Annotated in this window: 14 protein-coding genes and 1 pseudogene; 2 read left to right on the top strand and 13 right to left on the bottom strand. The window is 60.1% G+C overall.

The genetic code is table 11. From position 1 onward, the window contains the following. Positions 1–4 precede the first annotated feature (4 nt). From E4P01_RS13370 to E4P01_RS13310, 13 genes and pseudogenes are all read right to left on the bottom strand, one after another. Entirely contained in the window at positions 5–1,447 is a 1,443-nt protein-coding gene (locus E4P01_RS13370; RefSeq protein ID WP_032878497.1) for an efflux transporter outer membrane subunit, read from the bottom strand. Beyond that, entirely contained in the window at positions 1,444–2,334 is an 891-nt protein-coding gene (locus E4P01_RS13365) for an efflux RND transporter periplasmic adaptor subunit (RefSeq protein ID WP_032878498.1), read from the bottom strand. Before E4P01_RS13365 ends, E4P01_RS13370 begins: the two co-directional genes overlap by 4 nt. Beyond that, positions 2,331–2,540 (bottom strand): DUF1656 domain-containing protein, encoded by a 210-nt coding sequence (locus E4P01_RS13360; RefSeq protein WP_003187469.1) that lies wholly within the window; start codon positions 2,538–2,540, stop codon positions 2,331–2,333. Before E4P01_RS13360 ends, E4P01_RS13365 begins: the two co-directional genes overlap by 4 nt. After that, the gene (locus E4P01_RS13355) at positions 2,537–4,615 is read right to left on the bottom strand and encodes an FUSC family protein (protein ID WP_005783581.1); all 2,079 of its coding nucleotides are present in this window, start codon (positions 4,613–4,615) and stop codon (positions 2,537–2,539) included. Before E4P01_RS13355 ends, E4P01_RS13360 begins: the two co-directional genes overlap by 4 nt. Beyond that, on the bottom strand, positions 4,612–5,031 hold the full coding sequence (locus E4P01_RS13350) for a MarR family transcriptional regulator (RefSeq protein ID WP_005783580.1): 420 nt from the start codon (positions 5,029–5,031) through the stop codon (positions 4,612–4,614). The genes E4P01_RS13355 and E4P01_RS13350 overlap by 4 nt, the downstream gene beginning before the upstream one ends. 262 nt (positions 5,032–5,293) lie before the next feature. Continuing rightward, positions 5,294–5,554 (bottom strand): hypothetical protein, encoded by a 261-nt coding sequence (locus tag E4P01_RS13345; protein WP_078819975.1) that lies wholly within the window; start codon positions 5,552–5,554, stop codon positions 5,294–5,296. Positions 5,555–5,707: 153 nt separating this feature from the next. After that, the gene (locus E4P01_RS13340; RefSeq protein WP_216090541.1) at positions 5,708–6,004 is read right to left on the bottom strand and encodes a hypothetical protein; all 297 of its coding nucleotides are present in this window, start codon (positions 6,002–6,004) and stop codon (positions 5,708–5,710) included. A 27-nt stretch (positions 6,005–6,031) separates the two neighbouring features. Then, the gene (locus E4P01_RS13335; RefSeq protein ID WP_216090540.1) at positions 6,032–6,412 is read right to left on the bottom strand and encodes a hypothetical protein; all 381 of its coding nucleotides are present in this window, start codon (positions 6,410–6,412) and stop codon (positions 6,032–6,034) included. Continuing rightward, positions 6,409–7,548, bottom strand: a complete 1,140-nt coding sequence (locus E4P01_RS13330) for a hypothetical protein (RefSeq protein WP_248130078.1) — start codon at positions 7,546–7,548, stop codon at positions 6,409–6,411. The genes E4P01_RS13335 and E4P01_RS13330 overlap by 4 nt, the downstream gene beginning before the upstream one ends. A gap of 282 nt (positions 7,549–7,830) precedes the next feature. Continuing rightward, positions 7,831–8,316, bottom strand: a complete 486-nt coding sequence (locus tag E4P01_RS13325; protein WP_216090539.1) for a hypothetical protein — start codon at positions 8,314–8,316, stop codon at positions 7,831–7,833. A 414-nt stretch (positions 8,317–8,730) separates the two neighbouring features. Continuing rightward, positions 8,731–9,165, bottom strand: a pseudogene (locus E4P01_RS13320) (cell filamentation protein Fic); the annotation flags it as partial. 165 nt (positions 9,166–9,330) lie between these two features. Beyond that, positions 9,331–9,576 carry a DUF2789 domain-containing protein gene (locus tag E4P01_RS13315; protein ID WP_216090538.1) on the bottom strand — a complete coding sequence of 82 codons (246 nt, stop codon included), beginning with the start codon at positions 9,574–9,576 and terminating at the stop codon, positions 9,331–9,333. Positions 9,577–9,609: 33 nt separating this feature from the next. Beyond that, on the bottom strand, positions 9,610–11,190 hold the full coding sequence (locus E4P01_RS13310) for a glycosyltransferase family 39 protein (protein ID WP_216090537.1): 1,581 nt from the start codon (positions 11,188–11,190) through the stop codon (positions 9,610–9,612). Between the two features lie 179 nt (positions 11,191–11,369). Between E4P01_RS13310 and E4P01_RS13305 the strand changes: the two genes are divergently transcribed. Both E4P01_RS13305 and E4P01_RS13300 read left to right on the top strand, forming a co-directional pair. After that, positions 11,370–13,532 (top strand): outer membrane assembly lipoprotein YfiO, encoded by a 2,163-nt coding sequence (locus E4P01_RS13305; protein ID WP_216090536.1) that lies wholly within the window; start codon positions 11,370–11,372, stop codon positions 13,530–13,532. Further along, entirely contained in the window at positions 13,529–14,233 is a 705-nt protein-coding gene (locus E4P01_RS13300; RefSeq protein WP_216090535.1) for a DUF3142 domain-containing protein, read from the top strand. Before E4P01_RS13305 ends, E4P01_RS13300 begins: the two co-directional genes overlap by 4 nt. Positions 14,234–14,268 lie beyond the last annotated feature (35 nt).

Below are 14,268 nucleotides of genomic sequence, written 5' to 3'. Positions count from 1 at the left end.
CACCTCACGGTTTGCCGGGTTTTACCCCTTGCGTTCGTCCGCTTTCCCAGCCGCCGCCCAGGGCCAGGAACAGATCGATCTGGCTCATGGCAACCTGGGTGTTGGCCGTCGCCAATTGCGCGCGCATATCGGTGTAGGTGCGCGTGGCTTGCAGGTCGGCCAGGAACGATTCGCGGCCGGCCTGGAAGAAGCGATGGGTCTGGCCTGCGGCTTCTCGCGCCGACTGTTCGGCTTCGGCCAGGGCGTCGCGGCGCTGCAACACCGCAGTGTATTGCGCCAGGCCGGTCTGGGTTTCGCGGATGGCATTGAGCACCACGCCGTCGAAGTGTGCCAAAGCGCCCTGGGTCGCGGCTTCGGCTTCATGGATACGCGCACGGGCGCCGTTGGTCGGCACGGTCCAGCTGATCATCGGGCCAAAGCCCCAGCGGTTGGTGGCCGGTGTGCCGAGGTTTTCCAGCAGGCCCACGGTGCCTACCGTGGCGCCGATGCTGATATCCGGATACAGCGCGCCGGTGGCCACGCCGATTCGTGCGGTCGCGGCAGCCAACTGGCGCTCAGCCTGGCGCACATCAGGGCGACGTTTGAGCAGCGTGGCACCGTCGCCCACCGGCAGCAACTGGGCGATGTGTGGCAGCTCGGCGCAGGTGCCAGTGCCGGCCGGCAGTTGGTCTACGGGCTTGGCCAGCAGCATCGACAGGCGGAACAGTGCGGCCTGGCGCGAGGCTTCATAGCGCGGAATGTCGGCGCGCAGGGATTTGTATTGGGTTTGCGAGCGGGTCACCTGGGTTTCGTCGCCGCGCCCGGCATCCCGCAGGCGCTGGGTCAGCTTGGTGCTCTGCGCTTGCAGGTCGAGGGATTCGTTGGCAATCGCCAACTCTTCGTTGGCCGCGCACACTTGGGTGTAGGAACGCACCACATCGGCCACCAGGGTGATGCGAGCGATATCCGCCGCCGCCTGGGTTGCATCGGCGCTGGCCTTGGCGCTTTCGATGCCGCGCTGCAAGGTGCCGAACAGGTCGAACTGATAGGACGTGGTGATGCCGACGCTGCCGATGTTGCCGACCGGGACTTTGTCCGGCAGCAAAAATGCTTCGCCAGATTCCTGCAAGCGCTGGGCCTCGGCCTTGGCGCCGGCACTCCAGCCGCCGGCGGATTCAGCCTGCTGCACCTGGTAACGCGAACGCTGCAAGTTGGCGGCGGCCACGCGCAGATCGGTGTTGGAGGCCATGGCCTGCTGCACCAGCTGGTCCAGGCGCGGGTCGTTATACAGCTTCCACCAATCGGCCGGAACCGGCGCCGAGACCACGTTGCTGCCCTCGCCCATGATCGGTCCTTGCAGGTCGCCACGGTTGACTGCGGCCTGCTCCGGCAGTTTGTAATCCGGGCCCACTACTTGGCAGGCCGACAGCAACAATCCCAGGGAAGCGGTTGCCAGAAGCCGCTTCATGGTTTGTCCCCGTCTTTAACCTTGTCGTCGATGATCGACACCGTCGCCGTGCGCCCGGCGATCATGCGAAAGTCCGCCGGCACATCGTCAAAGGCAATGCGCACGGGGATCCGCTGGGCCAGGCGCACCCAGCTGAACGCCGGGTTGACGTTGGGCAGCAGGTTCGAGCCGCTGCTGCGGTCGCGGTCTTCGATACCGGCGACGATGCTCTGCACATGCCCGTGCAGTCGAGCGTTGTCGCCGATCACGCGGATGTCCACGCCCATACCGACGTGGATGCCGTCGAGCTTGGTTTCTTCGAAGTAGCCGTCGATGTGGAAGGAATTGCTGTCCACCACCGACAGCACCGGGCGCCCGGCAGTGACGAACTCCTGGGTGCGCGGTGCGCGGTCGTTGACGTAGCCGTCCACGGGGCTGCGGATCACCGAGCGGTCGAGGTTGAGTTGGGCAGAGTCCACCGTCACCTGGGCTTCGGCCAGGGCCGATTGGGCGCGGGCCACGCGGGACTGGCTTTCTTCCAACTGCTCGCTGGGCACCAGGTTGCCGAGGCCACGGTTACGCTTGTACTCGCGCTGGGCCTGGGCCAGGGTTTCCTGGCGGTCGGCCACGGCGGCCTGGGCTTGGCGCAGGGCCAGCTTGAAGCGGTCCTGGTCGACGGCAAAGAGCACCTGGCCCTTGGTCACCAATTGGTTGTCGCGCACGTCGACGCGTTGGATCAGCCCGGACACGTCCGGGGCGATCTGCACGATGTCGGCGCGGATGTGGCCGTCACGAGTCCAGGGGGCAAACATGTAGTACATGACCATGCGCCACACAACGACGACCGCGAAACTCACGATCAACAACGTCAGGACGACACGGCCGATAGTCAAAAAAGGTTTTTTCATGTCATCAAATATCGACTGAGTGAGTCCACCGCGCCCAGCAACAGCGCGTAAAGCCCCACATTGAACAATGCCCGGTGCCAGACCAGGCGATAGAAGTGCATGCGCGTCAACAGCCCGTGCACCACCAGAAACAACACATAAGTAATGCCCATCAGCACCAGCAGCGTGGGCAGGAACACCCCGCTGATATCCAGGTCACCGATCATAAAGGCGCTCCATCAGGTAACGGCGCTTCCATCTCTGTACCGCCAATGAACTCCACCCCGGGCAAAAGCGCCAGGCGCAGGCCGGCCAAGGCGTGCAGCAGGTGCAGACGGGTGTCGTCTTCGTCTTGCAGGCCCTGGCCGTTGAGGGCGCGGCGCGTGCGGTCCAGGGTCATCAGCAGACCGCTGGGCGCAGGCAAGCGTTCACCGGCTTTCAGGCACGCCTTGAAGTAACCGCCCACCCCTTCCACCACCTGGTTGAGCAACACCCGTGGCACACCGAGGATGCGCGGCGAGTAGGCCAGCAGGTCGAGCAGGTTCAGCGCTACGCGCAGGTCGCGCAAGGCGCTGCCGGTGTCTTGGCCGGTAAGGGCCAGGCGCGGCAGGTGTTGCATCAGGCGGTCGAGCATTTGTGCGGCCATGTGCCGGTGTTCGTTCAGGGTTGCGGGCTCGGTCAGGCCAACGATGTCACGCCAGCTGAAACGGGTCAGGCGCTTGGCCGCCAGTTCGGCGCCGAAGGGCCGGGCGATCAAGGTCCACACAAATGCGAACAGCAGGCCCACGGGCCCAGCCAGGTTGACGTTGGCGAAGTTGAGAAAATCCGCGTCATAGGCGCCCTGGATGCTGATGAACGACGAGGTGTTGACCAGCGTCAGCAACATGCCCAGGTAGAATCGTGGCTGTACCGTGAGGGTGCCGATGCAGATAAACGGCACGGCAAAAGCCAGCACCAGCATGGGGAAATCGTGCAGATTGGGCAGCACCAGAAACAGATACAGGCTGGCGAACAGCACCGACATGGCGGTCCAGAAAAAGAACCGGTAGATCTGCGGCGCCGGGTCGTCCATCGAAGCGAAGAAGCTGCAGGCGACGGCGGCCAGGATCACGGCGCTGCCGCCATCGGTCCAGCCCAGCAGGATCCACAGCACCGAGGCGACGATGATCGCGGTCACGGTGGAAAACGCCGAGTAGAACATCAGCCCACGGTCGAGAAATGGCGTGAGCCGGCCCAGGCGCCAGTGGCGGTAGACGGCGCGCCAGGTGTCCTGGCTTTCGCACTGAATGGCGGCTTGCAGGCTGCGACAGTCTTGCCACAGGTCGACCCATTCGCCCAGGCGGTACAGGGCGTTGGAGAACAGCAACGTGTGGCGGTCATCCAGCGCTTCGCCCTGGGGTTGGGCGGCGTCGATCTGGTCACGCAGCACACGCCAGCGTTCCAGGGGCGCTTGTTCAGTGGTGCTTTGCAGCCAGGCGTTGGCTTCCTCCAGCAACGGTTTGAGCCGGTCGAGAAACTCCGGTGCGCGATGCTCGATGGCGTACACCGCGTCATCCAGCGCGTCGATTACCGGCAGCAGATGAATCATGCGCCCGCGCAGTTCTTTGGTGTTGCGCACCGTTTGCGGCCGCGCGCCTTCGTGGGGCAACTGGCCGATCATCAACTCAAGGGTGTTGAAGGTGGCAACCATGCCGCCGCGCAGGTTGCTGACCGCTTCAGGGTCAATCTGGCGGGTGAGGAAGCGTTGGCTATAGACCTGAGCATCGCTGAACCACTTGGCCACCGAGCCATCGAACACCGGCATCAGGCGCCGTGGCCAGAACATTGCGCCCACCACCGCTGCGACCGCGATGCCAAGGAAGATTTCTTCGGTACGCGCTTCAGCCACGTCCCACACCGCCAGGGGGTTATCCACCACTGGCAGGGCGATCAGCGGCAAGGTATAGCCGGCCAGCATCAGGGCGTAATTATTGGCCGTGCGCAGGTGCATGGAGAGGAACAGCAAGGTGCCCGTCCATAACGCGATCACCACCACCAACAGGTAAGGCGACTGCACGAACATCGGCACAAACAGCACCGCCGCCGCTGCCCCCATAAAGGTGCCAATGGCGCGGTACAAAGCCTTGGAACTGGTGGGCCCGACAAACGGGCTGGAGACGATATACACGGTAGCCATCGCCCAGTACGGACGCGGCATTTGCATCAGCATGGCGATGTACAGCGCAATCATCGACGCGGCGAACGTGCGGACCCCGTAGAACCAGTCGCGGGCGGGCGGGAAGCCGGTAAAAAATCCGTTCAAGGCGCCACAGCCTCGGCCGCTTCGAAGGCGCGCAGCACGCGCAGTGCGGCTTCCAGGTCGGTGGGCGCGATATCCACAAGGACTTCCTTGCGCAGGCGAACCAGTTGGGCTTCTACCGCCTGCACCAGTTCACGGCCGCGCTCGGTGAGGCTCAGGGCCTTGGCGCGGCGGTCGTGGATGTCTTCGGTGCGGCACACATAGCCGTCGCCGCACAGACGATCGAGCAGGCGCACCAATGACGGGCTTTCCATGCCGGAGGCCTGGGCTACTTTGACCTGGTGCACACCGTCACCCAAGCGACCGATCATCAACAACGGCACGGCGCAGGCTTCGGAGATGCCATAGCTGACCAGCGTGGTCTGGCAGATTTTGCGCCAGTTACGGGCGCCCACCACCATGCTGCTGCTCAGGTTCATCTGAAGTTGTTCGAGGGATTGGGACACTGGATAGTTCGCATACAGTTAGTTTGCTAACTATTAATATGATGGAGGGAGGAAGAGCCGTCAAGTTTTGAAACAATTTCTCGATGGATGGAGCGATTCAGCGGCCACACCGCCGGGCGAATGTGGGAGGGGGCTTGCTCCCGATGGCGAGGGGTCAGCCACTGATGCATTTACTGACACGCCCTCATCGGGAGCAAGCCCCCTCCCACATTTGGATCAGCGTCGGATGCCCGGGCTATTTTTCAGCCTGACCATCGAGGCGACGCTGGATCTCGCCCAGCATGTCCAGGCCATCGCGCAGTGAAACCAATGCGGCAGTGACCAAGTGATGGAGGTTTGGGTTGTCGCTTGATGAGGCGAGGGTCTCCAACAGCTCAGTGCCGATACGCACGCGACTGCGAGCTGTTTCGTGGAGCAAATGCGAGGGGGCAAAGGTGTTGAAGGCGAGGACGGGAACGCTGGTGGGGTTGGACTTGAAAGCAGAAAATTGTTCCATGAGTTAAATCTCGAAGATTGAGTTCAAAATCACCATTGCTCGTCGCCAAACGAGAAAGGGTGGCAGCTGTACGCAGGTTGGCGAACCGGTAATCTACGAAACCCGGCAGATCCGAAGATCTCCCGCGCACAGCCGCCATAAAACTGCGTGCCTTCACCCACGGGGGAAAGCACGGAATTTGAATACGCTCCAGACCTTAACGCCTTCAGAGCCAGCCACTAGCACAGCCATCAACACCACATTGTCGTCAGGAACAAGCTGAGCACCTACCAGCAACAGCGAAACAGAAGGCACAATAAAAGCCAATCGCAAGGGTGTTTGAAAGTAAGTAACCCACCTCACCTGTTCACGACCAAGAAAGAACAGCAGACACGAGAGAACGATGGAAACTTGCAGCAGCATGGCAAAACCGAACATGTACAACTGCACAACACTATGCTCACGCAGCATCCGGGCAGGTCGAGGTGTACAAGAATGCTACACAAGGCCAAGCTTAATTACCGCTGCAAGACTAAGCATTACCAATAGAAGCGCAATGACGGACCACTGTAACACTGCCAATTTTCGCTTAAGCGCGACGGGGAAATTGCTTAAATCTTCGACGCTCATACCGCCTCTTTTGAGGTAAAAACCGGGGAATGTAACAATCCCCGAAATGCCACCGACCAACAGCAATTTGCCCCAAGGCCCCCCATGTCGGAGTGGCGCTCTAATCATGATGGCAGAGCAGTTTTTCAGGTGTGTCAACATCAGGTCCATTTTGGTATAGGCCATGTGCAGCGCGATCCCGATCCAAACAAACATGCCGACAATCACCACGACGCACAACCAACCGAGAGCGAACTGGGCGGTAGTCATTTAACAACCTCGTAAATGACTTCACCGCCTAGTTCGCCGATTACACCACCAAGAGCACCACCGGTAAAAGATCCAACTCCGACTACCACGATGCCACAAGCTAGCGTGGCCATACCGCCAGTCGGAACGCCCAAACCGACACAGAGAGCCCCAACGGTAGAACCCGTCAGAAATGCGCCGGTTGCGGCTCCACCACCAACCCCACCGAAAAAGCTACCCGTCTCGGTGAATTTAATTTTCTCGCAGGCCTCAGCATTGCCGGCTGTGCAAACGTCTTGAACCTTAAAATACGAGGCACCACCCCCTAGGGCCGTCCCAATCCAACCACCATACTTAACGACTTTGGCCGCCCTGGACACACCTTCGATGTGTGTGGCGTAGCCTGGAATTTGTCCAGCTGCACCGGCCTTGGTCCACTGGTGAACCAAGCTGCGACTGGAAATACCCAGCGCACTTTTCAAATTCGGATGATCAGGAAAACCAATGCCCTTGCGAGTCATGGCAGTCAGGTTGGTGTTGAGCTGCGAGAGCAGCCGTCTACGTTCAGCAAAAAACTCCGGTGAGCGCAGGTGCCCATTGGCTTCGAACGTGCGTTTGTGCAGCGCTTCGATCTCACTCAAAACATCTTTCACGTTCGCCAGATTTCGGGAAAAAGTGGCCTCACCGATACCAATCGCGGTCGAGCCCTGAGCCAGAAAGGTTTCGATTTCGTCACGGTGGCGAACCATGAAATCCGCCTCTTCCGGGCTAAGCGGTTTGAGGGCCTCATTGGTCTTGGCTGCGGCTTCCATCAACAGCGCTTCTTCACGGGTACACTGAAAGTTGTTTGGGTCACTAAGGACAACCATTGAGCCGGCTTTAACGTCGCCCAGATTAGGGTTGAGCACTTGGAACTTGCTCATCACCGCCGGATCGCGCATGGGGAAAAGCGTGGCCTCCAGCGCCTCGCGAGTCATGCTTTTGGGCACTACATAGAAGCCCGGTTCCTGGGCTCCTACACTGTTGAATACTGCCGGAGCTGGATTGCTCGACGGGGAGAAAGCGGACTGAGGCGCTGCTACCGAGGGGCTGGTTACCGTTGAAGAGGCTGGCTGAGCAGCTCGCCCGGCTGATTGCGGTATAACTCTGTGGCTCATGGGTGCGATCAGGCGGTTGCGCCCCGCAGGACAGCCGCAGTGGATTCCTGCGCCGTCCAGTACCGTCGCAATCCCCATCCATCTCATGGCAGGTAGGCTGTCGACGATTACCCCGACTTTTCCACATTGCGGGCAAGGTGTAGTTTTACCCCCGAGCCGTAAGACGGCCCGTCCGCCTCCTTGTGTAGCATTTGGCAAGCTACTGATGCACACCGCGCCGGTGGTGGTGAGATCACCGTGCAGACCTTGTCCTATACCGTTAACACTTCCTCGCCGCATGACTCAACCCTCAATCGATGGCAGAAAATCATCGGGCATCGGTACCCCCTCACGTGCCACGAATAAGCCCAGACCTTGCGGAGTATCAATAATTTCATCGCCATTACTGAGTCGGCTACCGACCAGCGCCCAATGGCTATCGCCTTGTCCCGCGTCCGTTACAATTTGTGCGGTACTGCCATCTGCATACACCGCGATATCACCGATCTGGGCTACCCGAACCTGCTGTCCGTTATCCAGAGTGATCTCACACTCTATCGTCGCCTGTTGGATTACACCGCCGCTACGGGTTTGGCTACCCCCGGTTGCCGCTCGGTAAATAGCGATAGGGGGATGGGATTTAGTGTAAGCCTGCTGTTGATTGACAATCGCCAAGGCTTGTTCGTTGAAACCGGCAAGCTGCTGCTCCGTGAAGGGGGCTTTGTCCAGAGTGCGGAGAACTTCAGCGGAGAGTTCGTTGGTATACAGCGGGGGCAATGCTGCATTCATTTGTATGATCCTAGTCCGTGAGGGTTTTGGGCTGCTGTCCTCTTGTCACCTGAGCGAGAGCGATATGCCTGGTGCATCTCGGCCGATGACAATAAGAAGTGGAGGATGTAACCCACAGGCAGCACCCTGGAACGGTGGTTGTCGAAAGTAAGTAGGAAATTTCCCTCAAATACTCTTTCGAAAGTGCCTGATTGCCGAGCAGCATCAGCACATGTAAGTTGGATCGCTTCTGGAAAAATCTCCAGCACGGGTGACTCACAACCACCGGAATGGCAGTTCACTATCGTTGGAACGAGTGGTCGTATTTTTCAACTTCGTCGAGGGAAATCAGGTGTTTCATGTTGTGTCCAGAGCAGGGAGCCAGCGCCTATTAATACCGAGCCCTTCACGCCGACCACTATCGTCCACTTCCGTTTAGTCGATAGGAAATTTCCCGATTTCGCGCAGAGCATGCCCCACCTCCTCCTCAATAAACCCAAACACCTCCTCCGCCAAGCTGTACTGAAACTGCTTGCGCCGATGCTTGGAAAGCTTGCCCTCGTAATCCAGGCACATCATCACCAGCCTCGACAAATCACTGCCACGCACGTCGTAGCGTTGGTTTACGGCCTTGATCACACGGTCGTAGCGGTCGAGGAATTCGGTTTCTTCGCGCAGTTCGACTTCCAGTGCGCGGCGGGCCATCTGAAGGGTGAATTCGACACAGCGGGTGGCGTCCCAGTAGCGGTAGATCGAGGGGTGGCCGATGAAGTCGAACGCCATGTGGTCGCCGTCCAGCCAGGTGACGTTCCAGAGTTACCGCGTGGGCTGGGAGAAGGTCCTGTGCGCCTTCAGGCAGGCTTGTTCTTCGGTTTCGTGCAGATACGCCCACTGAATGGCGCGGTCCATCATTTCGGATGGGGGGGGTGGCCATGAAGGATTTGGCGCCCAAAAACATCGCGCAACCTCAGAAAAAGCTCACTGAAGCGATTAAAGCCTAGATTTTTTCAAGTTTCAGCGTAACGGCTAAGTTTTTTACACCCCTCGCCTACCGCGCAACATCAAGTTCAGTTCATCCACCACCTCCGCCCAATCCGCATCTTCGAGAATCTCCTCACGCAAAAACGCTTTTTGGCTGGCCGTCCAGAAAAACGCATCCGCCAGTTCCAATTCGGGCTTGAGCGGCGAATGAGTGGCTACAAATTTTTCAATACTGGCCGGGTCATCGTCCAGCCCAAGCTGTTTGAACAACGACGGCAAGCTATGCACTGGCGATTCCATGATGAGCTCCTGATAGAGAAGGGTTAATCGAGTCTAGCGGCAACCCTCAGGTTGCGGCGCCGGCACCTTGCACAGCACGAACAGACGCGCCCGTGCGCCACCGCCGTCCTGGCGACTGAGCTCGCGCCAACCTTCGGGGAGCGGGGCGAAGTCGTCCGGTGCTTCATTGCTGCTGATCAGCCATACGCGCCGGGTGGTGGCCGGCAACGCCGATAGACGGTCGAGATAGATTCGCCCGCCATCCTGATCCACCAGCGTGCCGAAGCCATAGGCATTCGGTCGTGTCGAGGTGCCGTCGGGTTTGGGCGGTGTGTAGAGCTGAAGTTGCGCGTCGGTCTGGTCGTAGTACACGTAGCTCAGATACCACATCATATCGCTGAGGACGATGCGGTCGTCTTCCTGGTAATTGCGATTGACGAACTCCACCGGCACGTTGAATTGGTCGTGCTCATCCACCTCGAAGTTGTTCTTCAGGCCCAGCAGTTCCATGCCCACAAACAGCACCCACAGCGCTGCGCCCAGCCATGACAAGCGTGACGGCAAGCGGTCGATGGCAAGCGCCAGGACGATCGGCAAACCCAGGGCATACACCGTGAGGTAGCGCTCGATAAAGACCGGCGAGATAAACGACACGCCATACACCAACAGCAACGGCAACAAGAAAAACAACGCCGGCAAACGCGCTCCCGGGTGGCGCCAGGCCGTCATCCACACCACCGTAATCAGCAGCAGCGGAAATATCCAGAACAGCGGCGTCCACAAATCATCGCCTTCATCCTGCAACACGAACTGCCAGATCATCGAGGGCACAGATAGCAGGTTGACCGGCTCTTCCCAGCCGATGTCGCCGCCCACCTTCAGCTGGTCGACATGCTGCACCAGGTCCAACAGGTTCGGCAGCCAAGGCAGGTACAACAACACGATCACCACGTTGGCCGCCCACCATGCAGGCCGCGTTATCAAACGTTGGCCTGGCGCCTGCATCCCCAGATAAGCCCAATGCACCAGCACGCACAGCGCGGTGAAGTAATGCGTGTAGAAACCGGCACTCATCAACAGCACATACGCGGCCAAATAGCGCGTGCGTTCGGGCTGACGCATCCAGTACACCAGCGCCAGCGTGGCGCCCAGCAGCCACACGCCCAGCAGCGAATACATGCGCACTTCCTGGCTGTAGCGCACCGCCGTCGGCAACAGCGCCAGCAGGATGCCCGCCAGCACCGCCGCGCGCCGAGTAGACAGTTGCCGCGTCAGCCAGATGCCCAAGCCAACCACGGCTACGCCCGGCAGCGCGCTCATGCTGCGAATGGACCCGATGCTGTCGCCGAACACTTCGATCCAGCCGCGCAGCAGGAAGAAATACAGCGGCGGATGCACATCATGGGCCGCGTGAAACCACAGGTCGGCCACGGCGTATTCACTGAGCAACAGGCTCGACCCTTCATCGCCCCAGATCGCCGCCGAGGTGAGGTGGTAAAACCGCAGGGCCATGGCCAGCGCCAGGATCGGTACCCACCAGAGACGGCTGAGTCGACCAGCACCTTGCCAGGTCAGGCGCTGCAAGGCTGGCAGCGCTCCGGCTTTTTCGTTTTGCTCAACCACAGACCGACGCACTTCAATACCCCTGGCATTAGCTCGCTTGCCTGAGCGCAAACACCGCCACTCTAGGACAAAAGCCCAGGCTTCGCCGCTGGAATCGGACAAATCGGTATTTTGCGTAGGACCTCACCGAAGCACAGCTCAGAACAGGCTATTATTGGGGCCCTCCAAGGACTCAGGATCAAGGACACGTCATGCGCATCGTTTTTTTGTCACCTCTGGCACTGGCTCTCCTGGCCGGTATTTCCCTACAGGCTCAGGCCAGCTCCGACGATTCATGCTACCCCGACTGGCGTGTCTCGCGTGACAGCCTCGAACCTTGCAGCAACCAGCCCTTTCTCAGCCCGGGCAACGACAGCCGGGTCAACCTGCGCCTGTTGCTGGCCGACAAAAAAGCCGCGCCGCTGACGCCCAATGCCTTGGGCGAAGACGATTTGGCCCAGGGTTTCGGACCGGTGCCGTTTCCGGTGTATCGCCTGGTGCCGGTGCCGGCCGCGAATGATGAGCCCGATAACAAAGCGGACGATTCACGCACGGTCGAACTCGACACCCTGCTCCAACCGCTGGGCATCAAGCGCGAGGAATACAAGACTGCCGGTGAAGCGTTCCTGAATGGCGAAGGCAGCCGCTGCCGCAGCAACAGCGATGACAGCGCCACGGCGTTTATCAGTCAGGTGATCAAAGCCGATATGCCGCCAGCCGAGCGCGACGTGCTGGTGAAAGCGCGGTTGCAGTTGCTGACCACCTGTGACTTCACAGGCCAGGTGGTGGACGCGCAGTTGACGCCCTCGGCCAATGCCCAGCTGTTTCGCACCTACCTGCAGGCCGCCGCCGATTTCTACGGCGGTCGCTTCGTTTACGCCGAGCGCGGTTTCGCCGCCGCCGCGACCAGCGATCTGCCTTGGCTGAAAGAGACCGCGCTGTACATGACCGCACGTACCTCGTTGAACCGGGCCCAGGCCGAGGCCTTCGATGAGTACGGTATGCCGCAACGCGAGCATGTGGATAAGTCTGCCTTGAGCGACGCTGAAGAAGGCTTTCTCGGTTACCTGAAACATTATCCACAAGGCGATTACGTTGCGTCCGCCCGTGGCCTGTTGCGCCGCGTGCATTGGCTGGCGAACGACGACGCCAAGCTCGCCGAAGACTTCACCTGGCAATTCACCGAGGCCACTGACGCCCAGCGTAACGTGAGCGTCGACGAGTTGGTCGAAGAAGCCGACCTCAAGTTGCTCATGGTCGGCAACAACTCGGCGAACAGCCCGATGCTGCAAGTGGTCAGCGACCTGATGGCGATGCGCGCCCATACGCCGCCCCTGTTGAGCCGCGAAGACCTCGACAAGCAAAAGAGCACATTCGCCAACGAACCGGCGTTGTTCGACTACCTGCAAGCGGCGTATGCCCTGTACGTCGAGCATCAACCTGATGCTGCCCTCAAGCATCTGCCTGCGGATATGCCGTCGAACCTCGACTACTTTGCCTTCAGCCAGCAGACCTTGCGCGCCTTGGCACTGGAGGCCAAGCAAGATTGGAAGGGCGCCGAGAGCCTGTGGCTGCAAATGCTACCGCTGGCCAAGCAACCGCTGCAACGCGACCAACTGGAGTTAGCCTTGGCGATGAACTATGAGCGCAGCGGCCAACTGGCCAAGGTGTTCGCAACCGATTCGCCGATCAGCGCCAAGCAAGTGCGTTACATCCTGCTGCGCAACGTCGCCGGGCCCGACCTGCTGCGCCAGCAGATCGCCAACGCCAGCGACCCGACCGAACGCCAGAGCGCGCAATTCGTGCTGCTCTACAAAGACCTGCTGCACCGCCAGTTCGCGACCTTTGCCGATGACCTCAAGCAGGCCTCGCTCTCTGATGACAAGCTCGGCACCAGCCTGGGCTACACCTACACCAGCGGCCAGACCTTGAAGCTGTTCCAGTGGAATGGTGACAAGGCCGAATCCGGCTACGCCTGCCCAAGCATCGCGCAAACCGCCGCGACCTTGCAGGATGAGGCCAAAAACCCCCACGCCTTGAACTGCTTCGGTGAGTTCATCCTGCGCAACGGCCTGGACGGCATGCCCCTGGAACAACCCCGCGCCGCCGGCAGCCTGGGCAGCACCGAATCGCAGTTCAAGGGTGAAACCTTCTCGCGGCTGGACGGCTACAAACAGGTGATCGCCAACGCCAAAGCACCGAAAACCGACAAGGCGTACGCGTTGTTCCGCGCCATCAACTGCTACGCGCCGGCCGGTTACAACAGCTGCGGGGGTGAAGACGTTGCGCCAGCGGTGCGCAAAGCCTGGTTCCGCCAACTCAAAACCGGTTTTGCCGATACCCAGTGGGGCAAGTCGCTGCAGTACTACTGGTGAAGTCGCTGTGGCTGGGCTTGTTGTTGCTGGCAAGCCCGGCTTTCGGCGCCGTCGACGCCCGCGACTATGACGCTTTCTGGCTGTGGAGTGGTGTCACGCCGCAGCCGGTGATCAAGCAGGCAAAAACCCTGTACATCCTGCAAGGCCAAATCAACTCCACCCGCCGCGCGCCCCAGCGCGGCGTGCAATTGATCGCCCAAGGCATCAGCGTGCCACGCATTAGCCAAGGCGAAATCTGGGTGGTCTATCGCGCCCACACCTTGCACTGGCCGGAACAGGTCTACACCCAACTGCTCGGCCAGGTGCAACGCTGGCGCGACGCGGGTAACCCTGTGATCGGCATCCAGATCGACTTCGACGCCCGCACCCAGTACCTGCACGAATACGCTGATTTTCTGCGCGACCTGCGCCGGCGTCTGCCTGCCGACCTGCGGTTAAGCATCACCGGCCTGATGGACTGGAGCAGCAACGCCGACCCGGCCGCCATCGCCCAGCTCAAAGGCGTGGTGGATGAAGTGGTGGTGCAGACGTATCAAGGGCGGCACAGCATCCCGGATTACGCGGCGTACCTGCCACGGATGAACCGAATGGGAGTTCCGTTCAAGATCGGTTTGATTCAAGGCGGCGAGTGGAAGGCGCCAGGGTATTTGCAAGGGAATGAGTGGTTTCGGGGGTATGTGGTGTTTTTGCAGAACCCTTGAATCTTCCAAACATGGAAAAAAACCGTCTATCAAAC

It is taken from the genome of Pseudomonas sp. NCIMB 10586 (assembly GCF_023127895.1).
Taxonomy (GTDB): domain Bacteria; phylum Pseudomonadota; class Gammaproteobacteria; order Pseudomonadales; family Pseudomonadaceae; genus Aquipseudomonas; species Aquipseudomonas synxantha_A.
The sequence above is the reverse complement of the archived record's forward strand: the minus strand, read 5'-3'. Positions and strand labels throughout refer to the sequence as shown.

Coding starts and splice junctions, on each gene's coding strand:
- E4P01_RS13365 (WP_032878498.1), bottom strand. CDS start 2,334: ATGAAAAAACCTTTTTTGACTATCGGCCGTGTCGTCCTGACGTTGTTG.
- E4P01_RS13350 (WP_005783580.1), bottom strand. CDS start 5,031: ATGAACCTGAGCAGCAGCATGGTGGTGGGCGCCCGTAACTGGCGCAAA.
- E4P01_RS13330 (WP_248130078.1), bottom strand. CDS start 7,548: ATGAGCCACAGAGTTATACCGCAATCAGCCGGGCGAGCTGCTCAGCCA.
- E4P01_RS13360 (WP_003187469.1), bottom strand. CDS start 2,540: ATGATCGGTGACCTGGATATCAGCGGGGTGTTCCTGCCCACGCTGCTG.
- E4P01_RS13315 (WP_216090538.1), bottom strand. CDS start 9,576: ATGGAATCGCCAGTGCATAGCTTGCCGTCGTTGTTCAAACAGCTTGGG.
- E4P01_RS13325 (WP_216090539.1), bottom strand. CDS start 8,316: ATGAATGCAGCATTGCCCCCGCTGTATACCAACGAACTCTCCGCTGAA.
- E4P01_RS13370 (WP_032878497.1), bottom strand. CDS start 1,447: ATGAAGCGGCTTCTGGCAACCGCTTCCCTGGGATTGTTGCTGTCGGCC.
- E4P01_RS13305 (WP_216090536.1), top strand. CDS start 11,370: ATGCGCATCGTTTTTTTGTCACCTCTGGCACTGGCTCTCCTGGCCGGT.
- E4P01_RS13335 (WP_216090540.1), bottom strand. CDS start 6,412: ATGACTACCGCCCAGTTCGCTCTCGGTTGGTTGTGCGTCGTGGTGATT.
- E4P01_RS13345 (WP_078819975.1), bottom strand. CDS start 5,554: ATGGAACAATTTTCTGCTTTCAAGTCCAACCCCACCAGCGTTCCCGTC.
- E4P01_RS13340 (WP_216090541.1), bottom strand. CDS start 6,004: ATGCTGCGTGAGCATAGTGTTGTGCAGTTGTACATGTTCGGTTTTGCC.